This is a genomic window from Nitrosococcus watsonii C-113, assembly GCF_000143085.1.
Taxonomy (GTDB): domain Bacteria; phylum Pseudomonadota; class Gammaproteobacteria; order Nitrosococcales; family Nitrosococcaceae; genus Nitrosococcus; species Nitrosococcus watsonii.
Window position 1 is genome coordinate 1,041,464 of record NC_014315.1, and the last position, 26,904, is coordinate 1,068,367.

Annotated in this window: 23 protein-coding genes; 22 read left to right on the forward strand and 1 reads right to left on the reverse strand. The window is 54.4% G+C overall.

What is annotated here, in order from left to right; all coding sequences use genetic code 11:
• Positions 1–46: 46 nt before the first annotated feature.
• From bioB to NWAT_RS04890, 6 genes are all read left to right on the forward strand, one after another.
• A complete protein-coding gene (gene bioB, locus NWAT_RS04865; protein ID WP_013220031.1) occupies positions 47–1,084 on the forward strand; it encodes a biotin synthase BioB in 1,038 nt (345 codons plus the stop codon).
• 8 nt (positions 1,085–1,092) lie between these two features.
• Positions 1,093–2,253, forward strand: a complete 1,161-nt coding sequence (gene bioF / locus NWAT_RS04870) for an 8-amino-7-oxononanoate synthase (RefSeq protein WP_013220032.1) — start codon at positions 1,093–1,095, stop codon at positions 2,251–2,253.
• On the forward strand, positions 2,250–3,020 hold the full coding sequence (gene bioH, locus NWAT_RS04875) for a pimeloyl-ACP methyl ester esterase BioH (protein WP_013220033.1): 771 nt from the start codon (positions 2,250–2,252) through the stop codon (positions 3,018–3,020). Before bioF ends, bioH begins: the two co-directional genes overlap by 4 nt.
• 26 nt (positions 3,021–3,046) lie before the next feature.
• Positions 3,047–3,976: a malonyl-ACP O-methyltransferase BioC gene (gene bioC / locus NWAT_RS04880; protein WP_013220034.1), complete on the forward strand. Its 930-nt coding sequence runs from the start codon at positions 3,047–3,049 to the stop codon at positions 3,974–3,976.
• A 16-nt stretch (positions 3,977–3,992) separates the two neighbouring features.
• Positions 3,993–4,697 carry a dethiobiotin synthase gene (bioD, locus tag NWAT_RS04885; protein ID WP_013220035.1) on the forward strand — a complete coding sequence of 235 codons (705 nt, stop codon included), beginning with the start codon at positions 3,993–3,995 and terminating at the stop codon, positions 4,695–4,697.
• Positions 4,698–5,143: 446 nt separating this feature from the next.
• On the forward strand, positions 5,144–5,809 hold the full coding sequence (locus NWAT_RS04890; protein ID WP_013220036.1) for an MlaC/ttg2D family ABC transporter substrate-binding protein: 666 nt from the start codon (positions 5,144–5,146) through the stop codon (positions 5,807–5,809).
• Positions 5,810–5,816: 7 nt separating this feature from the next.
• Here NWAT_RS04890 and NWAT_RS04895 read toward each other — a convergent pair whose 3' ends face one another.
• On the reverse strand, positions 5,817–7,910 hold the full coding sequence (locus NWAT_RS04895) for an NAD(+) synthase (RefSeq protein ID WP_013220037.1): 2,094 nt from the start codon (positions 7,908–7,910) through the stop codon (positions 5,817–5,819).
• Positions 7,911–8,306: 396 nt separating this feature from the next.
• On the opposite strand from NWAT_RS04895, the gene NWAT_RS04900 reads away from it, so the two are divergent.
• The 16 genes from NWAT_RS04900 to NWAT_RS04975 all read left to right on the forward strand — a co-directional run bounded on the left by NWAT_RS04900 (position 8,307) and on the right by NWAT_RS04975 (position 26,838).
• Positions 8,307–10,349, forward strand: a complete 2,043-nt coding sequence (locus tag NWAT_RS04900; protein WP_013220038.1) for an integrin alpha — start codon at positions 8,307–8,309, stop codon at positions 10,347–10,349.
• A gap of 11 nt (positions 10,350–10,360) precedes the next feature.
• On the forward strand, positions 10,361–12,367 hold the full coding sequence (locus tag NWAT_RS04905) for an integrin alpha (RefSeq protein WP_013220039.1): 2,007 nt from the start codon (positions 10,361–10,363) through the stop codon (positions 12,365–12,367).
• Positions 12,368–12,378: 11 nt separating this feature from the next.
• Positions 12,379–14,283, forward strand: coding sequence for an integrin alpha (locus NWAT_RS04910; RefSeq protein WP_013220040.1), 1,905 nt, complete (start codon positions 12,379–12,381; stop codon positions 14,281–14,283).
• Positions 14,284–14,452: 169 nt separating this feature from the next.
• Positions 14,453–15,499: a TIGR03032 family protein gene (locus NWAT_RS04915; protein WP_013220041.1), complete on the forward strand. Its 1,047-nt coding sequence runs from the start codon at positions 14,453–14,455 to the stop codon at positions 15,497–15,499.
• 27 nt (positions 15,500–15,526) lie between these two features.
• Entirely contained in the window at positions 15,527–15,892 is a 366-nt protein-coding gene (locus NWAT_RS04920) for a DUF488 domain-containing protein (RefSeq protein WP_013220042.1), read from the forward strand.
• Between the two features lie 41 nt (positions 15,893–15,933).
• The gene (locus NWAT_RS04925) at positions 15,934–16,266 is read left to right on the forward strand and encodes a hypothetical protein (RefSeq protein WP_013220043.1); all 333 of its coding nucleotides are present in this window, start codon (positions 15,934–15,936) and stop codon (positions 16,264–16,266) included.
• Positions 16,267–16,271: 5 nt separating this feature from the next.
• Positions 16,272–17,399 (forward strand): V-type ATPase subunit, encoded by a 1,128-nt coding sequence (locus tag NWAT_RS04930; protein WP_013220044.1) that lies wholly within the window; start codon positions 16,272–16,274, stop codon positions 17,397–17,399.
• Positions 17,400–17,441: 42 nt separating this feature from the next.
• A complete protein-coding gene (locus NWAT_RS04935; protein WP_013220045.1) occupies positions 17,442–19,328 on the forward strand; it encodes a V-type ATP synthase subunit I in 1,887 nt (628 codons plus the stop codon).
• 73 nt (positions 19,329–19,401) lie between these two features.
• Positions 19,402–19,857 carry an ATP synthase subunit C gene (locus tag NWAT_RS04940; protein ID WP_013220046.1) on the forward strand — a complete coding sequence of 152 codons (456 nt, stop codon included), beginning with the start codon at positions 19,402–19,404 and terminating at the stop codon, positions 19,855–19,857.
• Positions 19,858–19,898: 41 nt separating this feature from the next.
• Positions 19,899–20,288 carry a V-type ATP synthase subunit F gene (locus NWAT_RS04945; RefSeq protein ID WP_013220047.1) on the forward strand — a complete coding sequence of 130 codons (390 nt, stop codon included), beginning with the start codon at positions 19,899–19,901 and terminating at the stop codon, positions 20,286–20,288.
• The gene (locus NWAT_RS04950) at positions 20,285–20,923 is read left to right on the forward strand and encodes a V-type ATP synthase subunit E (RefSeq protein ID WP_013220048.1); all 639 of its coding nucleotides are present in this window, start codon (positions 20,285–20,287) and stop codon (positions 20,921–20,923) included. The genes NWAT_RS04945 and NWAT_RS04950 overlap by 4 nt, the downstream gene beginning before the upstream one ends.
• 8 nt (positions 20,924–20,931) lie before the next feature.
• On the forward strand, positions 20,932–22,713 hold the full coding sequence (locus tag NWAT_RS04955; RefSeq protein WP_013220049.1) for a V-type ATP synthase subunit A: 1,782 nt from the start codon (positions 20,932–20,934) through the stop codon (positions 22,711–22,713).
• Positions 22,710–24,149 carry a V-type ATP synthase subunit B gene (locus tag NWAT_RS04960; protein WP_013220050.1) on the forward strand — a complete coding sequence of 480 codons (1,440 nt, stop codon included), beginning with the start codon at positions 22,710–22,712 and terminating at the stop codon, positions 24,147–24,149. The genes NWAT_RS04955 and NWAT_RS04960 overlap by 4 nt, the downstream gene beginning before the upstream one ends.
• Positions 24,149–24,766: a V-type ATP synthase subunit D gene (locus tag NWAT_RS04965; protein ID WP_013220051.1), complete on the forward strand. Its 618-nt coding sequence runs from the start codon at positions 24,149–24,151 to the stop codon at positions 24,764–24,766. The genes NWAT_RS04960 and NWAT_RS04965 overlap by 1 nt, the downstream gene beginning before the upstream one ends.
• Before the next feature lie 487 nt (positions 24,767–25,253).
• Positions 25,254–26,057 (forward strand): RDD family protein, encoded by an 804-nt coding sequence (locus NWAT_RS04970; protein ID WP_013220052.1) that lies wholly within the window; start codon positions 25,254–25,256, stop codon positions 26,055–26,057.
• A 118-nt stretch (positions 26,058–26,175) separates the two neighbouring features.
• Entirely contained in the window at positions 26,176–26,838 is a 663-nt protein-coding gene (locus NWAT_RS04975; RefSeq protein WP_013220053.1) for a hypothetical protein, read from the forward strand.
• Positions 26,839–26,904: the final 66 nt, after the last annotated feature.

Here is a 26,904-nt window from a genome sequence, read left to right on the forward strand (position 1 = left end):
CTCCATCAAGAATCCAGCGTCAGTTTGACGAGTATAATGATTAATTATGACCTATTTTCCTCCTGCAACTGAAATATGTGACAGTCCACGCCACGATTGGTCCATCCCAGAGGTGTTGACTTTGTTTGAATTACCGTTTGTAGAACTGATTTATCGGGCGCAGACGGCACATCGCCAGCACTTTAATCCTAATCAGGTCCAGATGAGCACTTTGCTCAGTATTAAAACGGGGGGATGCCCTGAAGATTGCGCCTATTGCCCCCAAAGTGTTCGCTATAGCACGCCCGTGAAAGCTGAACCTTTACTGCCCCTGGAGGAGGTATTGGTGGCGGCGCGGAATGCCAAGGCTCGGGGCGCAAGCCGTTTTTGTATGGGAGCGGCATGGCGTAGGCTCAAGGAACGGGAGCTGGAACCGGTAGCGGAGATGATTACAGCGGTAAAGGACCTGGGGCTAGAAACCTGCGTGACGTTAGGCATGCTAGGTCCAGGGCAAGCGGAACGGCTCAAGGCTGCGGGGCTCGATTATTACAATCATAATTTGGATACTTCGCCGGAATTCTATGGCGAGATCATTACCACCCGCACCTATCAGGATCGGCTGGAGACTTTGTCTCAAGTTCGGGAGGCAGGCATTCATGTATGCTGTGGCGGTATTGTGGGAATGGGCGAGGAGCGTTCTCATCGGGCGGGTTTGCTGGCTAATTTAGCTAATCTGCCCCGTCACCCGGAGAGCGTCCCAATTAATAGGCTGGTCCAGGTAGAAGGTACCCCCTTGGCTGGAACTCCCGCGCTAGACCCCTTTGAGTTTGTGCGCACCGTGGCCTGCGCCCGGATTCTGATGCCTAACTCCTTCGTGCGCCTTTCGGCAGGCCGGGAGACCATGAGCGATGAGCTGCAGGCTCTTTGTTTTCTCGCTGGAGCCAATTCCATTTTTTATGGTGAAAAGCTGCTCACGACCCCCAATCCAAGCACGGATCACGACCAGCAGTTGTTTGAGCGTTTGGGACTTGAGTTGTTGTTTCCCCAGGCACAGACTGTTACTTCTGCGCCGGATGCTGATAACGTGGAATCAGCCTCTGGCTGAAACGAGCGGTGCCCGATTTAAAAACGGCCCTTACTGGGGAGCTGAGGCAGCGCCAAACTCGGTCTCTTTACCGCTATCGGCGAGTACTGGAAGGTCCCCAGGGGGCAGAAGTCCAAATAGGTGGCCGCCGGATTTTAGCCTTTTGCAGCAATGACTATTTAGGTCTAGCGAATCACCCTGCAATCCGGACTGCTTTTATGCAGGGAGTCCAAAAATACGGAGTTGGCAGTGGAGCAGCCCACCTAGTAACGGGCCATAGTCGTGCCCATCATGCGCTGGAGGAGGCTCTGGCGGTATTTGTGGGGCGTCCCCGGGCCTTGCTGTTTTCTACCGGTTATTCGGCCAATCTTGGGGTTATCAGCGCCCTAATAGGGCGCCAAGACGCAGTTTTCGAGGATCGCCTCAATCATGCCTCCTTACTGGATGGGGGGCTGCTTGCAGGGGCCCGCTTTAAACGCTATCGGCACCGGGACTGTCAGTCCCTCGAAGTCGCTTTAACTGCCACCAAGGCCCGCCGCAAATTGGTGGTGACGGATGGGGTTTTTAGCATGGATGGGACGCTGGCCCCTCTGCCAGCCTTAGCCGCGGTTGCCGACCGTTTCGATGCCTGGCTGATGGTGGATGATGCCCATGGTTTGGGCGTTTTGGGCGAAAAAGGGCGCGGCAGCGTAGCCCATTTTGGGCTGGAAATGGCCCAGGTGCCTATTTTGGTGGGCACCTTGGGCAAAGCCTTGGGCACTTTCGGGGCTTTTGTGGCCGGTGAGGAGGCCCTTATTGAAACCTTGATTCAGCAAGCGCGGACTTATATTTATACTACGGCTCCGCCCTCTGCGGTGGCTGTGGCGACCCTAGCCAGTTTGCGGCTGATTGAAACCGAATCCTGGCGTCGGGATAAATTAACCCGCTTGATTGCTCAATTTCGGCAAGGCGCCGCTCAGCTGGGGCTTCGGCTCATGGATTCCCCGACCCCTATCCAGCCGTTGTTGGTGGGGGATGCAGGGGCTGCGGTTAAACTAAGCGAGCGCTTACTTGCACGAGGGATACTGGTGACGGCTATTCGCCCGCCTACGGTACCAGAGGGAAGCGCCCGCTTGCGAATTACTTTAACGGTGGCTCATTCCGAGGCCCAGGTAGCGCGCCTGCTGGAGGCGCTGGCCCACGTCTTATGACGCCGCTCCATGTAGTGCAATGCGGCGCAGGTCCTGAGCTAGTGATGCTCCATGGGTGGGGCTTTCATAGTGGGGTTTGGGCTCCCCTGGTGGAGCGCCTGTCGGCTTGCTTCCGTTTGACCTTGGTGGATCTGCCGGGTCATGGCCACAGCCCTCCGTTGCCCCACGGGCGGCGGTTAGCCGCCGTGGCCGAGGCGGTGATACAGGCGGCGCCATCCCAGGCTTCTTGGTTGGGGTGGTCTCTGGGAGGGTTGGTGGCTTTGCAAGCGGCTATCAATTTTCCCAGGGGAGTCAATAAACTTGTGCTGGTAGCTAGCACGCCTTGCTTTGTAGCGGCGGCTGACTGGCCTTATGGGGTTACTTCGAAGGTGTTTATGGATTTTTCAGCATCGCTTCAGCACGATCCTGCAGAGACTTTGAAACGTTTTGTTTGGCTGCAGACTCGCGGAGCCGAAAGGGCAAAAGGGGTAGCTCAGGTTCGTTTAGCCCATTTCAATGCTTCTTATCGCCCATGCACCCAGGGTCTGGAAGATGGTTTGGCCCTGCTTCAGGAGAGTGATTTGCGGGTAGAATTAGAAACCATTGCCTGCCCCACTTTAGCGATTATGGGACAGCGTGATCCACTGGTGCCTCCTAACGTGGGTGCTTGGTTGTCAGCCCATTTGCCCCAGGGTCAAGTTTGTATGATTCCAGGGGCGGGACATGCGCCCTTTCTCTCCCATGGACAAGTATTTCAAGACACTGTAAGCCATTTTTTGCAAGCATAAAGAAAGATCGTCGGAGAAATAAATTTTTGCATTCGGAATACGGTATTGATAAGCGGCAGATAGCCAAAGCCTTTAACCGAGCGGCCGCCCATTATGATGAAGTAGCCATCTTGCAGCGAAGGGTAGGAGAGCAACTCCTGGAGCGATTGGATTGGGTTAAGCTGTCTCCATCTGTGGTATTAGATGTGGGGACGGGGACGGGTCTTCAGGCGGCGGGCCTTCTGAACCGCTATAAAGAAGCGCGCCTTATCGCTTTGGATTTGGCGCCTGAAATGCTCCATAGAGCCCAACAGCGGCTCAAAGAAAGCGTGCCGCAAAGGTTGGGGAGGATATTGAAAATGGTATGGCCTCCCTTCCATCGCCATCATTATCACTTTGTCTGTGGTGATGCGGAGGGGTTGCCTTTGGCTAACCACAGCGTAGATTTGATTTTCTCCAATCTGACCTTGCAATGGTGTCCAGCACCCGATACTGTGTTCGCCGAGTTTCAGCGAGTCTTAAAACCAGGCGGATTGCTTACTTTCACCACTTTTGGACCTGACACTTTAAAAGAGTTGCGGGCTGCTTGGTCTGAGGTGGATGCCTACTGGCATGTGAATCCTTTTATGGATATGCATGATATTGGTGATGGACTTGTCCGGGCCAGATTTATAAAACCGGTGATGGACGTTGAACGCTATACGCTCACTTACCCTGACGTTTATAAACTGATGGGCGATCTTAAACGGCTGGGGGCGCAAACAGTAGGCTCGGGCCGACAAGGGAGATTGATGGGCAGAGCACGGCAGCGGAAGATGGCACAAAGTTATGAAACTTGGCGGGAGGGGGGGCGCTTGCCTGCCAGTTTTGAAGTGGTGTATGGCCATGCTTGGAGCACGACCTTGCAGCGGCGTACATCGGAGGGCTCGGTGCCCATCTCTTTTCATACGCCTAAAGACCCTTCTAAAAACACTTAAATAATATTTTTCCACTGTGGGCAAAGGTTTTTTTGTGACTGGCACTGATACGGAAATCGGTAAGACCCGTTGCAGTCTTGCTTTAATTGCTTGCTTGCAACACGCAGGCTTTCGGGTGGCGGCCATGAAACCGGTGGCAAGTGGTTGCAAGCAAACGGCAACCGGACGGTACAATGAAGATGCCTTATTACTCCAGCAAGAGGCGGATGTATCATTGGCTTATTCGCAGGTCAATCCTTATCCGTTTACCCTTCCTATTGCCCCCCATATTGCGGCCGCTCTGGAAGGGGTCAAGATTCAACCAGCCGTCATAAAAACCGCCTTTGATTCTATGGCTGCCCTTGCCGATAGGGTCGTGGTGGAAGGGATAGGTGGCTGGGCAGTGCCAATTAATGGTCAACACACCATGGCCGATGTGGCGGTGTTACTAGATTTGCCCATAGTACTAGTGGTCGGACTGCGCCTGGGGTGTCTTAATCATGCGCTGCTAACGGCCGATGCTATTTTGCATGCCGGCTTACCCCTTGTAGGATGGATTGCCAATGGAATTGGACCCCGCCAGCTTTTACAGGAAAAAGAGAATATCCAAACTCTTTGCGAACGTTTACCTGCTCCTTTATTAGGAGTTATCCCCCATCTTTTAGAACCCATTCCAGAGAAAATAGCGGCTTTCCTCGATAGAGAACAGTGTGTAACCGCAGCCAACAAGCGACATAAATAGGACGGATGTTCCCTCAAAGTAACAAAAATAGGTGATTTGGCCCGTCATATCCTTGACGCAGGGCTGCCATGGAAGCAAGAGGTAAAAAATTATATTGCCTTGCGGCTTTTTTAAAGATTTTGAAAAACAAATAATTACGTCCTTTCCATGCGTCTATCCCAGTAGCTGGGAAGGTGTTTTATAAAAATGGCATAATTTCTGCTTAATAATTAATATTGGTTAAATTTGAGTAACGCTCTCTTTCAATGTTTGTCCTGTAGTTCTCCTGGTTTTGGGCGCCTTATTATAATGATAGGCGCCTTTTTTTTATGGATAGCGGTCCTTGTCTCAAGGAATTTGCTATCTCCGTTGGAGGGTGGGATCAGAAAGGTTCGCTAGATAGAAGTTAAGGTGGGACAATGGAAATACTAACAGGGTTAATAAGTATTTTTTAGGTGGGAAATAAGATGAAGTGCCAGTATAGAGCAAAACAGTTTTTAGTGCGATGGATCATGGTAGCAGGGCTTATCGTCCCGTTAGGTGTGAGTGCCCAGGCTGCCACATCCTCACCACGGGACATTGTGCTGGAAACCTCCCAGCGGGTGCTAGAGGAATTACAGGATAAAAATGTCACTCCTGCCGATAATCCGGAGTATTTCTACCGCCTGGCGGATAAACTTATTGTGCCACATTTTAATTTTAGGCGGATGTCGCAGCGAGTATTGGGCAAGTATTGGCGCCAGGCAAGCCAGCAACAAAAAGCTGATTTTACGGATCAGTTTCGCCAACTATTGGTACGGACCTATGTGACGGCCTTACATAGCTATAGTGCAGAGGATATTCAAGATTTTCTTCAGGAGCGGATTAAGGTGCTGCCCGCGAATTATCCGCCAGAGGCGACCAGAGCCGGTGTGAAGGTACAGGTGGAGAGTGATAAGGGGAGACCTCCCATTAATATGATGTTAAATCTTTATCTCGATCAGAAAAAAAACTGGAAAGTAGATGATGTGCAGGTAGAAGGGGTCAGCTTAGTTACCAACTACCGGGCAAGTTTTTACCGCGAAATCCGGGCGAACGGACTTCAGGGATTAATTGATAGATTGACGGCGCGTAACCAACAAGTGATGAAATAATACCTCTTCATGAATCCCATGGGGGTTCCCCATCGGGAATCCGCTCTAGTTGGGTGAGCCAGGCCGTGGCCTCGCTGTCGCTGGGGGCACGGTAGTCGCCACGGGGCGACAAGGAGCCTCCGGAGCCTACCTTGGGTCCATTGGGCACACAGCTTCGCTTGAACTGGCTGGATTGGAAAAACCGTTTTAGAAAAACCCCCAGCCAGCGCTTTATGTCAGCCAAGGGGTATTGGTTGCGTTGGGTTTCCGGAATGCCAGGCCAGGCGCCGCAAGTCCGATCGTGCCAGGCAGACCAGGCGAGAAAGGCAACTTTAGTGGGATCATAACCGAACCGTAGGAGGTAATAAAGATGAAAATCCTGGAGTTCGTAGGGTCCGATAACTTCTTCCGAGCGCTGGCCGGGTTGTTCCTTGCTTTTGTGGGGAACCAGTTCCGGGCTTATGTCGGTTGCCCGTATTTCTTCCAGAATGGCGCTGGCCTCCGGGCTTAATGATTGGTTGCGCGCTACCCAGCCTATAAGATATTGAATGAGCGTCTTAGGCACGCTAGCGTTGACATGATAATGGGACATGTGATCCCCGACTCCATAGGTGCACCAGCCCAGCGCTAACTCGCTTAGGTCGCCGGTCCCGACCACCAGGGCACTATGAAAATTGGCAAGCCGGAATAGATGGCTGGTGCGCTCCCCTGCCTGTACGTTTTCAAAAGTCACGTCATAGACTGGTTCGCCCTGGGCATAGGGATGGCCCAGGTCCTTTAGCATTTGCAGGCAACTCGGGCGAATGTCGATTTCATGGGCTTGGCACCCCACGGCTGCCATTAACTGCCGCGCTTGGTTCAAGGTTCGCTCGCTGGTGGCAAAACCAGGCATGGTGTAGGCTAGCACGTGGCGGCGAGGCAGCTTCATACTATCCATTGCGCGGGCGCAGATGATAAGCGCCTGGGTAGAATCCAGCCCGCCTGAGATGCCAATAACCACTTTATCCGTGTGGGCCGCTTGAAGCCGCTTGACTAAGCCTTGGATTTGGATGTCATAGACTTCCTGGCAGCGTCGATCCCGGTTTATGGGATCGCTGGGAACATAGGGAAAACGTTCATAGATTCGCTTGAGGAGCACCGATTCCTGCGCGGGAAGAGGGGCCGAGAAACGAATGGTCCGGAAGGCCGTTAGCCGATCCCGATGGCGGGCGCGAGACTGGCCAAAGCTATTTTGACGCATCCGATCTTGTTGCAGGCGGTCCAGGTCGATATCGGCCGAGGCTAGTTGGGAGGTATAGCTGAATCGTTCCGTTTCGGCCAAGCAATCGCCATTCTCATACACCATGCCATGGCCATCCCAGGCCAGATCCGTGGTGGATTCCCCGGTCCCGGCGGCGGTGTAGAGGTAGGCGGCCAAACAGCGACTCGATTGGCTATTGGCGAGGAGGCGACGGTAATCATCTTTACCCACGGTAATATTGGAGGCGGAAAGATTAATGATCACCGTAGCTCCGGCTAAAGCCGCATAGGAAGAAGGGGGGATGGGTGACCGCAAATCCTCGCAGATTTCGACATGGAAAGTCAGCAGAGGCTGTTCCGCCACCTGAAACAAGAGATAGCTACCGAAGGGCACCTCCTTCTGGTCACACAGATCGATGCACTCCCGCAGGGCGTAATCAGCCGGAGCAAACTGGCGCAGCTCGTAGAACTCCCGGTAATTGGGCACATAGGTTTTAGGCACTACCCCCAGGAGACGGCCCCGATAAAACACAACAGCGCAGTTGAACAGTAAGTGCTCAACTTGCAGTGGCAAGCCCACGATGCCAATGAGGGGGAGCTGCTTGGAATAGTTGAGGATTTGACGAAGCCCCTGCTGGCATTCAGCCAATAAAGCTTGTTGCTGGAAGAGATCATCACAGGAGTAGGCGGAAAGCCCCAGTTCCGGGAAGGCAACCAGCAGGCTATGCTGGTCCGCGGCTTGCCCCAGCAAATCCCTTGTTTTTTGGGCGTTAAAGCTAGGATCAGCGACCCGCAGCTCAGGGACCGCCACGGTGGCGCGAATAAAATTGTGATGATAGAGGTTGAAAAAGGTCTCTTGCTTGCTCATGTTTTTATTGGCCATGCTGGGAGATCCTGCAAAATTCAAGTTTATTGTGCCACGCCCATGCCTCTAAGTAATCCCGCGAATCACGGCTGATCTGATGGTTCATGTCATTAGATTTTATCCTGATTCGAGAAACAGCCAAGAGGCTGGCGGCTAAGAGGCCACGCATTAGCGCTATTTAGCTCAGGCTGCCGTAGCCATGTTCGCCCAACCGCGCCGGGGCTTTTGGTAATGGATTTTTGATTCATGATGTGCTTTGCTTAGCAAAGACCTGGCGCATCCCGTGGTAAGTTCGGCGGCTGGCCTCCTGGGCCATATCATGAGCAATTGGGGCCACCGTCAGTATGCCGTGGTTCCGCTACCTGAGTTGGCTGTGAACAATGGACATGATTCATGACTCAATAGGAGATTTCCATGAACAACCAAGTTAACCCCACTTCTTTTCCCGTTCCGTGTCGCCCTGATTCCACGGTGAAATTCTCCGCCGCTGTGCCTCGCACCGTGGCGCTGCGGCCTTTGGCGGTGGCCCTTCGCCGGGTGCTGGGCGGAGGGTTGCTGGCGGCGGGCCTGATGGGTCCGGCCCTGGGGCAAAGCCTGGGCACGGTCTTGAGCCCGGCTCAGGTCCCCAATCAGAGCAAGAGCCTGGATCTATCCACTCTGGATGGCAGCAATGGTTTTACGCTCAACGGTATTGCAGTTGGTGATCGCTCGGGCTGGTCAGTGAGCGGAGCGGGGGATGTGAATGGGGACGGGATCGATGACTTTCTGATTGGTGCACCTTATGCCGACCCCAATGGCGCTGGCCAAAGCTACGTGGTGTTTGGAACCAACGGAGGGTTTCCTGCGGCGCTGGATCTCTCTGCCCTGGATGGGAGCAATGGCTTTATGATCAACGGCATTGCGGCCGGTGATAGCTCGGGCTCCTCGGTGAGCGGCGCGGGGGATGTGAATGGGGATGGGATTGATGACCTGGTGATTGGCGCACCCTGGGCCGACCCCGGCGGGCGCGATAATGCGGGCCAGAGCTACGTGGTATTTGGGAACAGCGCGGGCCTTCCCGCGACAGTGGAGTTGTCTGCCCTGAATGGCAGCAATGGTTTTGCGCTCAACGGTATTGCGGTTGATGATCGCTCGGGCTGGTCGGTGAGTGGTGCGGGGGATGTCAATGGCGATGGGGTCGATGACATCATCCTCGGCGCGCCCAATGCCGACCTCAATAGTGTTGATAGAGCAGGCCAGAGTTACGTGGTATTTGGGACCAACGGAGGGTTTCCCGCGGCGCTGGAATTGTCCGCTTTGGATGGCGGCAATGGCTTTATGATCAACGGTATTGCGGTTGATGATCACTCGGGCCGGTCGGTGAGCGGGGCGGAGGATGTCAATGGCGATGGGGTCGATGACATCATCCTCGGCGCGCCCGGCACTAGCTGGAGCTACGTAGTGTTTGGCACGAGCACGGGGTTTCCCGCCGTGCTGGAGCTTTCCGATCTGGATGGCGACAATGGCTTTGTGCTCAACGGCATTGAAGTCTATGACTTCTCAGTTCTCTCGGTGAGCGGGGCGGGGGATGTCAATGGCGATGGGATCGATGACATCGTGATTGGCCAAGCCGGTTTCAGCGGCTATTCAGGCCTGAGTTACGTAGTGTTTGGGACGAATGCGGGATTTCCTGCGGCGGTGGATCTCTCCGCTCTGGATGGCAGTAACGGCTTTGTGCTTGGCAGCACGCTCACCGGTTCCCGTACGGGCTTTTCGGTGAGCGGTGCGGGGGATGTGAATGGGGACGGGTTCGATGATCTTCTGGTTGGCGCCCCCGGTACTTACCCCTTTGAAGGCGACTCGCTGGGTTATAGCTACGTGGTATTTGGAGCGAGTACCTTTCCCTCGGCAATACTTCTCCCCTATGATTTGGATGGTAGCAACGGCTTTATCATCAACGGCACTGAGCTCGGTGACCGTTTGGGCCACTCGGTAGGTGGAGTGGGTGATGTCAATGGCGATGGGGTCGATGACATCATCCTCGGCGCACCTAGCGCCAGCCCCAACGGCGAGAATTCGGGCCAAAGCTACGTAGTATTTGGGACACCCTCGGTCGGTGGTCCGGCGGTTTTGCTCAAGGGGCTGATTGCCGAGGTGGAAGCGCTAGATCTGCCGGCAGGGCTTGAACACTGGCTGGCTAGGCCGCTTAAAAGGGCCGAGAAGAAGCTGGATGAGGGCGAGGTGGCCAAGGCGCTCTACAAGGTGGTGGGGTTTATCCAGCGGGCGAGGGTGCTGCGGCAATACGGGATACTGCCGGCGGACGAAGCCAACGCCCTCATTGCCCAAGCCAAGACTATCATCAAGGCGCTGCTGGACTTGCCGGAGCTCTCGCGTGTTGCCGCCACGGATCTTCTTCCCGCCGACCTGATCCCCAGTGACGGGCCGGTACCGGCAGGTCCTCCTGCCACTACTCAATAGGAGACACTACCATGCACGATAATAAAGCTACTTTTACTTCTTGTTCCGTTTCAAGCCGCTCTGATTCACAGAGCTCTACTCATCCACCTCGTGCCCTTGCGCCGCGGCCTTTGGCGGTGGCGCTTCGCCGGGTGCTGGGTGGAGGGTTGCTGGCGGCGGGGTTGATGGGTCCGGCCCTGGGGCAAAGCCCGGGCCCGGACTTAAGCCCGGCTCCGGCCCCGAGTCAGAGCAAAAGCTTGGATTTGTCCACCCTGGATGGGAGCAACGGCTTTACCATTAATGGTAGAGGCTCCTCGGTGAGTGGGGCGGGAGATGTGAATGGAGACGGGTTCAATGATATTGTGATTGGCGCATCCAGCGCTAGCCCCAATGGCGAGAATTCGGGCCAGAGCTACGTGGTGTTTGGAACCAATGGAGGGTTTCCCTCGACGCTGGAACTCTCCGCTCTGGATGGCAGCAATGGCTTTATCATCAACGGCATTGCAGCCGGTGACTACTCGGGCATCTCGGTGAGCGGGGCAGGGGATGTGAATGGGGACGGGTTCGATGACCTGGTGATTGGCGCGCCTAGCGCCAGCCCCAACATCGACCATTCAGGCCAGAGCTACGTGGTGTTTGGAACCAATGGAGGGTTTCCCTCGACGCTGGAACTCTCCGCTCTGGATGGCAGCAATGGCTTTATGATCAATGGCATTGCGGCCGGCGACTCCTCGGGTTCCTCGGTGAGTGGGGCGGGAGATGTGAATGGAGACGGGTTCGATGATATTGTGATTGGCGCGTATGGCGCCCGACTCGATAGTGATCAATCGGGCCAGAGCTACCTGGTGTTTGGGGCCAGCGGGGGTTTTCCCGCAGTGGTGGAACTGTCCGCCCTGGATGACAGCAACGGCTTTATCATCAACAACATCGGGCGCTATGATTATTCAGCTCTGTCGGTAAGCGGCGCGGGGGATGTGGATAACGATGGGTTTGGTGATGTCCTTATCGGCATACGCAATTTAGTTGGCGACGGAGGGGTAGATGTGGGCGGCGGAACCTACGTGATATTTGGAGGCAGTAGTGGATTCGGTAACGTAGTCCTCATCGATCCATCCTATTATCCTGACGATATTTTAGTGAGTGGGGCGGGGGATGTAAATGGGGATGGAGTCGATGACTTTGTGATTGGTGCGCCTGGCGTCCCTCCTTACAGCTCCTATTCGGGCCGGAGCTATGTGGTATTTGGGACAAGTGGGGGTGGCTTGCCGACGGATCTCTCCACCCTCGATGGGAGTAATGGCTTTACCATCGATGGTATTCCGATTAATCCCAGCAGCGGCGCGGTATGGTCGTCGGTGAGTGGTGCGGGAGATGTGAACGGGGACGGGCTCGATGACATTTTGATTGGCGCGCCTGGCGCTAGCCCCAACGGCACATGGTCGGGCCAGAGTTATGTGGTGTTTGGGACGGATGGGGGGTTTCCCGCGGCGCTGGATCTCTCTGCCCTGGATGGCAGTAACGGTTTTATCATGAATGGTATTGCGGCCGGTGACTCTTTGGGTGATTCGGTGAGTGGGGTGGGAGATGTGAATGGAGATGGAGTCGATGACTTTCTGATTAATGCGCCTGGTGCCGGCGATTCAGGCCAGAGCTACGTAGTGTTTGGGGTGGCCTCGGGGGGACCAGCGGTTTTGCTCAAGGGACTGGTTGCCGAGGTGGAAGCGCTAGATCTGCCGGCGGGGCTTGAACACTGGCTGGCCAGGCCGCTTAAAAGGGCCGAGAAGAAGCTGGCCCAGGGCGAGGTAGCCAAGGCGCTCTACAAGGTGGTGGGTTTTATCCAGCGGGCGAGGGTGCTGCGGCAATACGGGATACTGCCGGCGGCCGAGGCCAACGCTCTGATTGCCCAGGCCAAGACTATTATCAAGGCGCTGCTGGACTTGCCGGAGCTCTCGGGCGTTGCCGCCGCGGATCGTCTTCCCGCCGACCTGATCCCCAGTGACGGGCTGGTACCGGCAGGACCTCCCGCCGCCACCCGGTAGGAGAAATTTCCATGAACGATAACAAAGCTACTTTTACTTCTCGTCCCGTTTCAAGCCGCTCTGATTCACAGATCTCTACTCATCCACCTCGCGCCCTTGCGCCGCGGCCTTTGGCGGTGGCGCTTCGCCGGGTGCTGGGTGGAGGGTTGTTGGCGGCGGGCCTGATGAACCCGGCCCTGGGGCAGAGCCTAAGCCTGGAGCTTTCCGATCTGGATGGCAGCAACGGCTTTGCACTCAATGGCATCGGACCCGGTGATTCCTTGGGCGATTCGGTGAGTGGTGCGGGGGATATGAACGGCGATGGGTTCGATGATCTGGTGATTGGCGCACCCGATGCCAGCCCCAACGGTGTTAGCGGAGCAGGCCAGAGCTATGTGGTGTTCGGGACCAGCGGGAGATTTCCCGCAAGTCTGGATCTGTCCACTTTGGATGGTGGTAACGGTTTTATCGTCAACGGCATCGCGGCCTTTGATGGCTCGGGCCGGTCGGTGAGTGGTGCGGGGGATATAAACGGCGATGGATTTGATGATCTGGTGATTGGCGCGCCTGATGCCAGTCCCGACGGTGTTAGCGGAGCGGGCCAGAGCTATGTGGTGTTTGGGACTAGCGGCGGTTTTCCCGTAAGTCTGGATCTGTCCACTTTGGATGGCGGCAATGGCTTTATCATCAATGGCGTTGCGGCTGCTGATCACTCGGGCCGCTCGGTAAGCGGAGCGGGAGATGTGAACGGCGACGGGTTTGATGACCTGGTAATTGGCGCGCCCAGCGCCGACCCCAATGGTAGCCGTTCGGGCCAGAGCTACGTGGTGTTTGGGACGAATACGGGCTTTCCAGCCGCGCTAGAACTCACCGCCCTGGATGGAAGTAACGGCTTTGCGCTCAATGGTATCGCGGCCTTTGACGGTTCAGGCTGGTCAGTGAGCGGAGCGGGGGATGTGAACGGCGATGGGTTTGATGACCTGGTGATTGGCGCGCCTGCTGCCGGCTCCCCCTTTGCTCCTCCCTTTCGTCCCCATGGCAGCGGTTCGGGCCAGAGCTATGTAGTGTTTGGGACGGGCGGGGGTTTTCCCGCAGCAGTGGAGTTATCCGCCCTGGATGGGAGTAATGGTTTTTCGCTCAACGGCATCGCGGCCTATGATAACGCAGGCTCTTCGGTGAGCGGCGCGGGGGATGTGAATGGGGATGGATTTGATGATCTGGTGATTGGCGCGCCCACTGCTTCCCCCAGCGGCGACTATTCGGGCCAGAGCTACGTAGTGTTTGGGACGGGTGGAAGGTTTCCCGCCGCGCTGGAACGCTTCGCCCTGGATGGTAGCAACGGTTTTGCGCTCAATGGTATCGCGGCCTTTGACCTCTCGGGCCGGTCGGTGGGTGGTGCGGGGGATGTGAACGGCGATGGGTTCGATGACATTGTGATTGGCGCGCCTGGCGCCGATCCCAACGGTGTTAGCGGGGCGGGTCAGAGCTACATGGTGTTTGGGACGAATACGGGCTTTCCCGCCGCGCTGGAACTATCTGTCCTGGATGGCGGCAACGGTTTTGCGCTCAATGGCATCGCCGGGGTTGCCGGTGACCTCTTCTTGAGCGCTGGTGACCTCTCGGGCTGGTCGGTGAGCGGAGCGGGAGATGTGAACGGGGACGGGTTGGATGACATTCTGATTGGCGCGCCTGGCGCCAGCCCCAACGGCGACCATTCGGGCCAGAGCTATGTGGTGTTTGGCACGCCCTCGGCCAGCGGCCCGGCGGCTTTGTTCAAGGGGCTGCTTACCGACGTTGGCGCTTTGGGTTTGCCGGCGGGGCTGGAGCGCTGGCTGGCCGAAAGGTGCGGGGATGTATTTAATAGGTCAGGGCTTTGCAGCAGCTCAAGATCATTCCAGAGACCGAAGCCAACGCCTCCAACAAGGGGGGTTTATTAAATTCCGCAGGTGTCGGGTGCGTCGCATCACCTATTCTATGATTCTTCCACCCCACAATCACAATAGGAGCTTCCCATGAACAACCAAGCTAACCTTATTTCTTCTTCCGTTGCGCGCCGCCCTGATTCTCCTCGGCGGGTACTAAGTAGTCTGACCTAGGGGACGGGGGATGACCGCGCCCATCTTCGAATTTCTGGTCTCGCGCCAATTCACCGCCTGGCTCGCTGAACAGCGGGTGAGCCTGGCGTTGACCACTTACCAGGCGGGAAAGTTGTTTCTGCTGGGGGTTAACCCGGATGGGAGACTGTCGGTGTTCAACCGCACCTTTGCCCGCTGCATGGGTCTGCATGCTACCCCCAGCACACTCTGGATGAGCAGCCTCTACCAACTCTGGCGGTTCGAGAATACCCTCGAGCCGGGGCAGAATTACCAGGGCTTTGACCGGTTGTTTGTTCCTCGGTTGGCCTATACGACCGGGGATCTGGATATCCATGACATTGCCCCCGATGGCGCGGGCCGACCGGTGTTCGTCAGTGCCCTGTTTAGTTGTTTGGCTACGGTGAGCGAGCGCTATAGCTTTGCGCCCTTGTGGCGACCGCTGTTCATCTCCAAGCTCGCCGCCGAGGACCGCTGTCATCTAAACGGCCTGGCCATGGACGGGGGCCAGCCGCGTTTCGTTACTGCGGTGAGCCAAAGCGATGTAGCCGACGGCTGGCGGGATCACCGTGTCGAGGGCGGTGTGCTTATAGAGGTTACGAGCGGTGAAGTGGTGCTTGAAGGACTGTCCATGCCCCACTCACCGCGTCTCTACCGGGATAAATTGTGGTTGCTGGACTCAGGTCGGGGCGAGTTCGGTTATGTTGACCTGGCGCGGGGCCGCTTCGAGCCGGTAGCCTTCTGCCCTGGCTATGCCCGGGGCTTGGGCTTTATCGGTGACTTTGCCGTGGTGGGGTTGTCACAACCACGGCACAACCAGAGTTTTTCTGGCCTTCCCCTTGAGGAGCGCCTCCAGGCTCGCCACGCCGAGCCCCGTTGCGGGTTGCAGGTGATTGATATCAATCGTGGCGATGCGGTGCATACTCTGCGCATCAGTGGGGTGATTGAGGAACTCTATGATGTCGCTGTGCTTCCTGGCGTGCATCGGCCCATGGCCTTGGGCTTTCGGAGCGATGAGATCCGTCGGATGATTAGCGTTGCCCCCGAGCTTGCTAATTAAAAGCAATTTATGTAGGAGTGGAATTCCGTGAGTAAAATTGCCCTGAAGAGAGCCTATGAGGAACCGGATAAAGATGATGGCTGTCGTGTTTTAGTGGACCGTCTCTGGCCCCGGGGAATTAAAAAAGAAGACGCTGCTATTGATGAGTGGCTTAAAGAGATTGGGCCTAGTAATGAGCTGCGGAAATGGTTTGGGCATGATCCGGACAAATGGCCAGAATTCAGAAAACGCTATTTCCAGGAGCTGGAAAAGAACCCGGAAGTAGTGGAGCCATTGATCGACATAGTCAAAAACCAGCCGCAAGTTACCTTGGTTTTTAGTGCTAAGGATAGCGAACATAATAACGCAGTGGCCTTAAAAGAATATTTGGAAGAAAAACAATCATCAAAATGATTTAGGCTGTTCGGTTGGCGTTGGGGGGAGAATGATTTTTCATGAACGAGGCGAAAGAAACCTTAAAGCGTCTGCTGGAAGCGGAGCTGCGTGCTCAGGCGTTAGTAGATCAAGCCAGTCAGGAGCGGGATAAAATAATCCAGCAGGCCCTGGCCGAGGCCCGCCAGGCAGAGGAGCGTTTTATCTCCCGCATTCCGGAGATTCAGCAATCTTTTGTGAGCAGGGCTGAAAGGCGGGCAGAGCAAACCACAAATGAGTTAAGCCGGCGCTATGAGGAGCGGGAAGGAGAGATTAAAGCATTGGCCAGGAAACGCCAGGAGGAAGCCAGCGAAGCAGCGCTTGCCCGTCTTCTCGATCCGGTTGCCTATTCATAATAAATATGCACCGTTCTTTTTTAACGATCACCAAGAGCCCTTCTATAACCACCGTTACCCGTTATGCTTATTTGAATACCTTGGTTTCGGCTCTCTCCGGGCGTCTCCTGTCGGCAGAACAGCTCCGGGATCTGGTGGACCCATCGGCCTCGGATGCTTCGGTTTTGTTGCGCGCTGCCGGATTAATGGCGGTTTCCCTGCAAACAATGGAGGATCGCTCTTTGGAACAGACCCTAGTGGATACTTTGTGGATGGAAGCCCAACGACTCATTCGTCCTCTCAGGGCCGAAGCCCGGGAGCTTGCGAGCTATTGGCTACGCCGTTTTGAGATAGGTAACCTGAAAATTGTGCTCCGGGGTAAGTTGACTGGACGTCCAAAGGAGGCCATCCAAGCCGATCTTATTAAGATTAATGGAATAACGGCCTTGCCCTTGAACGCGTTGATGGAGGCCGAGGATGCTCAGGAGATGCTCCATTGTTTAGAGGGAACCCCCTATGCTGGTGTTGCCCGCCAGGCCCGTTCGGTCTATGGAGGAGAGCCTTATGATGTGCCTCATGTCGGAGGAGAGGGCCGAGAATTGTTTCTTATCGAAGCCACAATGGATAGAGAATACTATAGCGGATTGGCGTGGCGGGTAAACGCTATCCAAGAAGCACTGGACCGCCATTATCTGCGAATATTGATCGGCTATCTCATTGACCAAACTAACCTGGTTTGGTTGTTACGCTACCGGTTTGCTTACCGTCTTGGGCCACCGCTAACCTATTTTCTTTTATGCCCCGGTGGGTATCATTTGCGTAGCCAGCACTTGCTGGCCCTCGCCCGTGGGGAAAACTTCGAGGAAACTTTACACAATCTACCCACTCCTTTAGCCCTTTTGGTAGCAGGGGCGGTTTCCACTTCCGAGGTGGAAGACAGACTGGGAAGCCATGTACTCGAAGTCGCGCAATTTATCCTGAAACGCACTACTTTTAATTTGGGACGGGCCTTCGCTTATCTACTTCTTCGTGAAAAAGAATTATTACGCATCCATGGGATCATCAAGGGCCGCACTTTGCAGCTCGCCCCCCATCTTATTCACCAGGCCATGGGACTGGAAAGTGCTGGTTTCAGGGAGGATGAGTCTTTTTAGCCCTCCCTGGAGGGGCCTAGCGGTCCAAGAGGTTTATAACGGATGTTGGCATCCTTATCAATGCGGCGAGTTATCCTTCATATGGTCACGGAAGAGGCTCCGGAGGCTGCCCTTGGCTTGGCGGAAAGCGGGGTGTTTAGTCCAGAGCCCCTTCCGGCTGGGGAGGAAAGTTTGCCAGAATGTCCCGCCACCAGCTACCAGGCGTTATTTCATGATGCCCAGATGCGTTTGCAAAAGGTGAGCGAATACCTGGGGGTCCAGGCTGCCATCCCGCCAGAAAAGGTGCGGGCCATCAGCGAGTCCGAGTTGGCGGCGTTTAATAAGTGGTTGGGGAGGCTCTGGCGGCGTTGTTCTCAGTTGCAAGAAAAAGGACGGGAACTGGATGAGAAGATACTGGCCATTAGCCAATTAGACACGTCCCTGGATACCTATGCCCGGTTGGACGTGAATTTAGGATTATTACAGGGGGAATTGCGGTTTCTAGATGTTCGGCTTGGAGCGGTCCCGCAAAGTAATTTCGGTAAACTCCAGGAGGCGGTAGGCATGGCGGGCTATATTCTTAAACCGTTTGCCGAGTCTGATTCTGCGGCCTTGGTTGTGCTTGCTGGGGTGAAGGGACATGAACGGCAAGTGCAAAGCGTGCTTCGGGCGGCCGCCTACCGTCCACTTCAACTGCCCGCCGAATTTCAGCATCATCCCCAGCAAGTTCGCCAGCAGCTCGCGGCTCAGCGCCAGCGTTTCCAAGAGGAGCGTCTGGCGTTGGCTCAGGAGCGGGAGTTGCTTCATAAAAAGCATGCACAGGCGTTGCATAAGGGAGCCCAGAGGCTGATTCTAGCCGCTCCCTATGCTTTTCTAAGCGCCTCTCTGCGGAGCCAGGGCGGGCTGGCGATGGTGCAAGGCTGGGCGCCAACGGAAAAAATAAGTTTTTTGCGGAAGATTTTGCAAAGGCGGCTAGCACAGCGTTTTGTGCTAACAACACGAGAGCCGACCTCAGATGAGCGGCTGATGACGCCTTCCCTCATACGCGTTCCTCACTGGCTCCAGCCTTTTACCGATTTAGCCCATAATTATGGTGTGCCCCGTTACGGTGAATTAGATCCTTCCTGGCTATTTGCCCTGACCTTCATCGCCATGTTCGGCATGATGTTCGGCGATGTGGGTCATGGCGTGGTTATCCTGGCGGTTGGCTGGGGGTGCCGCCGCCGGTTGGGGCACTATACGCCTTTCGTACTCTCCCTGGGGGTTTCCTCTTGCTGCTTTGGCTTTCTATATGGCAGCGTTTTTGGTTATGAAGAGATCCTTTCCCCCTTATGGATATCGCCCTTGTCCAATCCCCAACGGATGCTTATGGTCGCCCTTTTGTGGGGAGTGGGATTTATTCTGCTAGCGACGGCTATCGGGATTCGCAACCGCCTGGCGGAGGGGCGTTATGCTGAGGCCCTATTAGGCGGGCGGGGACTGGCGGGGAGCCTGGTATATTTAGGTGCCGTATATGGTGCGTTTCGCTGGATGGAAGAGGACGTATTCGGGGCGATGGAGGCAGCGGCCGCGATCTTGCCATTTCTGGTCCTGGTGGGGTATCACTGGCATCAGGCTCAGGTTCCTGGCTTTGGACGGGGGGTGGTCGTGCTTATTGAGAGTTTTGAAATAATCATGGGTTACTTTGCCAATACCCTTTCTTTTCTTCGGGTCGCCGCTTTTAGCTTGAATCATGTGGCGCTGGCGCTGGCTGTATTTGCCCTGGCTGGGACAATGGAGGCGGTTGGCCATTGGGTCACGGTAGTAGTAGGTAATCTTTTTATTTTAATTTTGGAAGGGGCCATTGTGGCCATTCAGGTATTACGGCTGGAATATTACGAGGGGTTTTCCCGTTTCTTCAGTGGTGATGGCCGGGCCTTTGAGCCATTGATATTAGGGCCTCTAAAATAATTTCTAATCAATGCTACTATGAAAAAAAATTGAGATTGAGACGTGTTTCGTTGCTAACAGGGGATCAGTCGTCATGTATGGGTTGATTATTTTGATGGGTTTAAGTTTGGTGGGCTTGGTAGGTTGGGGAGTGTTTTATGAAATACGTCCACGCCATCCAGATTTTGCTGCGCCTCGTTGGTGGAGCAGCGTGGTAGGGATGAATGTACTTGTTTTTGCGGTTGCCCAAGTCGGCCTATTGTTTTTAGTTGTACAGGATGCCATGGCCGAGGAGATAGCAACGGGGGGGGGAGCCGCGCCTCCGGAGGTTTCCCTGGGCATGGGGTTGGCGCTTTTGGCCATCGGCCTACCGACGGCGGTAGCGACGGTGGCCGCGGGTTTGGCCGTGGGGGCAGTGGGGTCCTCCGCCCTGGCGGCTATCTCCGAAAAACCAGAGTTGTTCGGGCGCACGCTCATTTATTTGGGACTGGCGGAAGGGATAGCAATTTATGGTGTGGTGGTCACCATTTTAATGCTAGGTAAGATTTAGGAAGGTTTCGCCGGCAGGCTATTCCTGAGCGTAATTAATTTATGGCCGAGCACATTCTAGATCTTAGCGCCGAGTTCCGGTTAGCAACATCGGGAGGAGGAGTCTCCGGTACCCGTCTGATTGTGATGGGAAGTCCGGCCCTTACGGAAGGCTTTGCTTTGATTGGTTTTGAGACCTGGCCTAATGGGACCGAGGAAGATCTGGATAGGCTGTTGGAAGCATTGGAGAAAGGGAAAGAAAAAGCGTTGGTTTTATTAGAGCCGGAACTTTCCCATTGCCCATCGGCGTGGCTGAGGCGTGTGCGGGCCGAGAGTTCCCGTATTCTGATCACAGAAGTGCCGCCCTTGCATGCGCCAGGGGATTATCATCCAGTGGTGGAGGATCTCGTCGCGAAAGTATTGGGCCAGAGCGCCTTAGAGGAAAAATCATGACTGCCGAGGCCAGTGTGGAAACTTTGGAAGCCGCTCTCCTGGCCCGCGCCAAGCGCCTAGCCGAAGAATATTTATCCCGGGCGCAGCATAGCCGTGACCGCATTATTGAAGAGGCTAATGAACGTCTGCGTTTTCGGGAAGAGCGGGAAATACTGGCGGCCAAGGCGATGGCCGAGCGGGTCTATCGGCGGCAGGTGCAGGCAAGCGAGCTTAAGCTCCAGGGAAAACTGGATCGTCTCCGCTGGGAATGGGTACAGGCGGTAGTTCAGGATCTTAGCCACCAGTGTAAGGTGTTGGCCACCGATAAGTCCCGTTATTTACCTGTACTGCAGCGATTACTGGCTGCGGGGGCTGCCGCTATCGAGCGGGAAGAGCTGATTGCCGAGATCAATCAGCAAGACCTGGGGCGCTTGCAAGAAACCTGGAAAACCTTTGCGGCAGAGACGGTACCGGACAAGCGCGTAGTTTTATCTTCCGAACCGCTCACTTGCAGTGGTGGGGTGCGGGTGGTGAGCAAAGATGGCCGCATCCGCGTGGATAATACTTTTGAAGGACGCCTGGAGCGATTAGCGGAGGAACTTCATCAAAGCATTATGGAGCGCCTTTTTGTCCCTCCAAGCGGTCTCCATGGATAGAGGACTCCATGGGAAAACTGCTTGAAGTCAATGGTCCGCTGGTTAGGGCGCGCCTGCCCCAGGTACCCAATGGGGAGCAGGTGCGAATTGGAACTCTTGGTTTGGTAGGTGAAGTCATCGGCCGGGAAGGCCAAGAGGCCCTGATTCAAGTTTACGAGGGGACCGAGTCGGTGCGCCCTGGGGAGGAAGTCGAAGCGCTCGGTCATCCCCTCTCGGTGGAATTGGGACCGGGCCTTTTGGGGCAGGTTTTTGATGGGATACAACGCCCCCTCGGCCGTCTCCTGGAAGTCAGCGGGGATCGGATTTCCCGTGGCATCCAGATCCAGGGTTTGGAGCAAGCGCGGGTTTGGCGCTTTCAACCCAATCCCCAATTAGCTGCCGGTATGACGGTTACCGGCGGCGTTTGTTTAGGCGCCGTGCCGGAGACCCCTACTATTGAGCATCGTATTCTGGTTCCTCCTGAATTGTCGGGTGAACTGTTGGAGCTGGCCCCCGCAGGGGAGTATCGATTGAGCGATGTCATTGCCCGCCTGGATACGGGTGATCATCGCTCCCAGGCGTTAACGCTTTCCCATCGCTGGCCAGTACGTAACCCTCGTCCCTACCAGCAGCGGGAACATGGGGTGGCGCCATTGATGACCGGTCAGCGGATACTGGATACTTTTTTCCCCTTGCTTAAAGGCGGCAAGGCGGCCGTGCCTGGACCTTTTGGCGCCGGTAAAACCATGGTTCAGCAACAAATTGCCCGCTGGTCTAATGCCGATATCGTCATTTATGTGGGTTGCGGTGAGCGGGGCAACGAGTTGGTTGAAGTCCTGGATTCTTTTCCAGAGCTAACTGACCCCCATACCGGCCGCTCCTTGATGGAGCGGACCTTGCTGGTTGCCAATACCTCCAATATGCCGGTGGTTGCCCGGGAGGCATCCCTATATGTCGGTGTAACCCTGGGGGAGTATTATCGGGACCAGGGCTACGACGTGGTGATTGTGGCCGATTCCACCAGCCGCTGGGCCGAAGCCCTGCGGGAAGTGGCGGGGCGTCTCGGGCAGATGCCCGTGGAGGAAGGTTATCCAGCTTATTTAGCTTCCCGGTTAGCTGCCTTCTATGAGCGTGCTGGACGGGTTCAAACCCTGGGAGGAAACGTGGGTTCGGTGACTCTCATTGGCGCGGTCTCTCCACCGGGGGGTGATTTTTCCGAACCCGTGACCAGTCACACCAAGGAAATCGTGCGCACCTTTTGGGCCCTCTCGAAAGAGCTGGCGGATGCGCGCCATTATCCGGCCGTCTCTTGGCGAGAAAGTTTTTCCGATGATATTGCCGTAGCCGCCCGCTGGTGGGCTGAACAGATTGATAAACATTGGCAGGCAGGGCGTGCCGAGGCCATGACTTTATTGACCCAGGCGGAAGAATTGTCCCGGATTGTGAACCTGGTCGGCCCTGAAGCTTTGTCGGGGACTCAGCGTTGGGCTCTAGAAGGGGCGATGCTGATTAAGGAAGGACTATTGCAACAAAGCGCCCTAGATCCGGTAGATAGTTTTTGTACCCCCGAGAAACAGTTTGTGCTTTTGGATCTCATGCTTCAAGTTTACCATCGAGGCGTTGAGTTATTAGAGCAGGGCGTGCCGGTGCAAGAACTTTTGGGCCTTCCCATTCTCACCCGTGCCAAGCGCTGTAAGAGCGATTATGAAAACACCCGGGTGGAAAGCTTGCGGGATTTTGCCAAGGAGATAAAGGAAGTCTTCAGCCAGCTTAGCGAGGAATACGCCGGGACGGGAAAGCCGTCAGGATGAAAGCAAAAGAGTACCGTACCGCCTCCGCGGCCCGGGGGGGATTATTATTTATGCGAGACATTTCTGGGGGCGCCTTTGGGGAGCGGGTCGTGATCAAGGACCATCGGGGGCAGCGGCGCAATGGGCAGGTGATCTTTACTTCCGGCGAGGTGGTTTTGGTGCAGGTCTTTGAGGGCACCGACGATCTGGATTTAGAGCGCACTTGGGTCCGGTTTCTGGAAGAACCTTTTGAGATCCCTTTATCGTCTGAGGTCTTGGGACGTATTTTCGATGGTGTAGGAGGCCCGTTGGATGATCGCCCTCCTCTTATAGCCTCCCTCAAGCGCAATGTGAACGGCGCCCCTGTTAATCCTGTCGCTCGCGCTTATCCGCAAGAATTTATCCAGACGGGAATTGCCGCGATTGACGGTCTCAATTCCCTGGTACGGGGCCAAAAATTGCCTATCTTCTCGGGCTCGGGACTTCCCCATAACCGTTTGGCGGCTCAGATCGTGCGTCAGGCTAAACTGCTGGGTGAAGAGACCCGCTTTGTGGTGGTTTTTGCCGCCATGGGGGTAACCTATGGTGATGCCCGTTTTTTTCAGGAAGAATTCGAGAGCAGTGGCGTACTGGGCGATGTGGTGATGTATCTGAACCTGGCGGATGATCCTCCCATCAAACGTTTGCTTTTGCCGCGCGCCGCGCTGACTTGCGCCGAATATCTGGCCTTTGAACAGGACTTGCACGTATTAGTGGTGATGACCGATATGACCCATTACGCGGAAGCCTTGCGGGAGGTGGCTACGGCCAAGGGCGATGTGCCTTCCCGTAAGGGTTATCCAGGGTATCTCTATTCCGATCTAGCCGAGATTTATGAGCGTGCTGGGCGGATTAAAGACCGACGCGGTTCAATCACCATGGTACCGGTAGTTTCCATGCCTTCGGATGACATTACCCACCCCATTCCCGATTTGACGGGTTATATTACGGAAGGGCAAATCGTGCTCTCCAGGGAACTCCACCATCAGGGCATCTATCCTCCGGTCGATATTCCCCCTTCCTTGTCCCGTTTAATGAAAGATGGGATTGGTAAGAATTCTACCCGGGAAGACCATCCCCGGGTTGCGAGCCAGCTTTATGCCGCTTATGCCAAGGCGCTGGAAGTGAGAAATTTAGCCTCTATTATCGGTGCGGAGGAGCTTTCCCCGTCGGACCGGCAATTCCTTGATTTTGCCGGCCAATTTGAACAGCGGTTTGTCAAGCAAGGGGAGGAGGAAGATCGCTCTATTATTGAGACTTTGGATTTGGCGTGGGATTTACTTTCCTTGCTCCCGCGGTTTGCCCTTACTCGGGTAACGGAAGCGGATCTGGCAAAATATCATCGGTGGGAAGGTGAATCAGAGGAGGAAAGGACGGAGATAGGCCCTTCCAGGGCGGGAACTTCTGGAGAACGCTAATGGTGCGGCAACCGCCTACCAAAAACGCCTTGCTTAATCTTAAACGCCAGGTCGCCTTTTTACAGGAAGGGCATGACCTATTGGAGCGCAAGCGGGAATTGCTGACGCGGTTGGTTTACGAGCATTTGACCCATTACCGCCAATTACGGCGTGAAGCCCATGCCGCCCTGGACGATTCTTATTACTGGCTGTCCATTACCCACATGCGAATGAGTAGCCGCCAGTTACGCCAAGCTGCCCAAGGCATACATCCTGGCCTTTCCGTGAAGATTCTCCCCCGTTCCAGCTTGGGAGTGGAATACCCCGCGGTCACCGTGGAACGCCAGCCCCTGCAACCCATCAGTTTGCTCTGGACCGATGCGAGTCTGGATGAGACCCGGTCCAAGCTAGTGGAACTGGCGATGGTGCTAGCCCGGCTGGGTGAAGCAGAAACTTTCCTACGCCGCATGGTGGCTGAACAGCGCAAGACTCAGAAGCGGGTTAATGCCCTCAAGTACAATGTAATTCCTCGCTATCAAGCCGCTGTTCGCTATATTCAGTCGGCCTTAGAGGAAGAGGAACGGAACGCTTTATTTCAGATTAAGGTGTTACGGGAGCAGGGCAAGAAAGGATGTTAGGGGAGGTAGAAAAAAAGTTAAAATCTGTTGCATTTTTATGCTTTTACTTTTTTCTCTACCGGTCCCTCTCATCAAGGACGCCTCGACCATAGGGCATGGTGCGGCGCTGACCGAACGTGAGGCTACTTCATAGCCTTACCAAAAAAATCTAAGAATCAATCTATTTCGAAATAAAATATATTTCCAGTCAATTCGCCCATTCGCTAGCTTTAGGTTGTGCCTCATGATTATAAGTAAAAAAGTAAATACTTTTCTCAGCTTTTATCCTTCTATTAACTTTCTTCTAGATTACACGCTTGCCTGTGGATAATTTACAGGCATACCCTTCACTCCCGTTCGTAGATAAATGTCTTAGATTCCATACGTCATATTTGCTGTGTAGTCGCTTAGGGAAATTGCGTAGTGGTACGTATGTAATTATCTATTTTAGATATTTATAATTGCAGAATTTCATTTATTGTAGCGCTGGCTGCGAAAAGGAGAGAATATGACTGTTTGGTGGTATGCTGAAGGAGGTAAAAAATCTGGTCCCATTGAAAGAGCTGATCTCATGCGACTTATTCAGGCTGGGACGATTGGGCCAAAAACAATGCTCTGGAAGAAAGGTATGGAATCATGGCTTTCTCTCGATGAAGTTGAAGAACTACATGAACTGAAATCATCGCTACTACCCCCCCTGCCATCCAGGGTAAGTAGCTCAATTACTTATCCTGTGGCTTCTCGCTGGCTGCGATTCTTCGCCCGTACTTTCGATCTATTTTGGGAGACTCTGTTCTTATTATTCCTACTCAGTTTTGGTCTGGGTTTTGCCTTAGCTATCCTAGACACTATATCAGGGGAACATCCTGGGGGCTTTGTTGAGTGGCTTAATGGTCCCTTTGCGTGGATTTATAATCCATTCAGCGGGATACTGTTCGGGATGTTCTTTCTTCTCATGGCGTTAATATTGGATGCCTCTGTGTATCGGTTTATTGGCAATACACCAGGTAAGGCATTGCTTGGATTGAAAGTGGAACTGCTCGATGGATCACCTCTAAGCTTTAGCCAGTATCTTGGCCGTAATTTCTCAGTATGGGTGAGTGGTCTTGCTTTAGGTATTCCTTTCATCAATCTTGCCACAATGGCACGCCAAGCAGTCAGAATTGGTAGAGGACAGCCAGCAAGTTACGATAAATCCCCAGGCTATCGTGTGTATGCCAAGCCTCTCGGATGGCAACGCTTATTGAACTTTGTCCTTGCTTTCATTGGTTTGGTTGCTGTAGAGGCAGTGTTTAAACGGTTCATCGATTGAAGCGTACCAATGCGGATGGTAATTCATTTTAGGAAGTTGTTAAATACCCGCCTTTCTTATTGATTTCTAAATTTAAGCATAGAGTCATCGTCATCCTAATTTATTGAGAGATTTACCTATGGAAAGAGTAATAGTTTTTTTATTTATCAGCGTTGCTTTGAACGGGTGTGCGACTGTAAATTCAATGGCTGTAGATAAAGGGACCCGAACAGTAGACACGGCAGCTAAATCTATTGTGCTGATGACAATAGATATATTTCGCTCTGATAATAGTCGTCATGTGCCTATCCCAATCGTCGTGAAACTCGAGAAGCCAAACGCTCAAAGCAACCAGGATCGACAGAATTTTAAGCTGGCTAAGAATACGGATGCGGTTGAAGAAAATGGCCATACTATCTACATGGCACGTATAGCGCTTGAGCCAGGTTTATATAAACTTGCTGAAGTTAGTGGCCAGGCAAACGCATTTCCATTCTATGGCACTACCTTCATGGTGCCGCTTTTACTTGACCTTGAGGTGGCGCCACACTCCGTAACTTATATTGGCCGCGTTACAGCGGAACTTTGGCCGCGGCAGGAGGGGGAGTTCCGCGCTGGCAGTATTATCCCATTAATTGAACAATCGGTAGCAGGAATCTCCACCGGAACCTGGGATATTACTGTTGATGATAGATCTGAAAAGGATATTGCGCTCTTTCGAGCCAATTACCCTGCACTTGCCACGATACCTATTAATAGTAATCCCCTTCCCTCTTTCGATCGAGCGGCGCTTCAACGGTAGTTGGTGAGGTAATTAGATAGAAGACTAGCACAAGGGGGCACCCAGTTGCTGGTCATTCTTATGCAG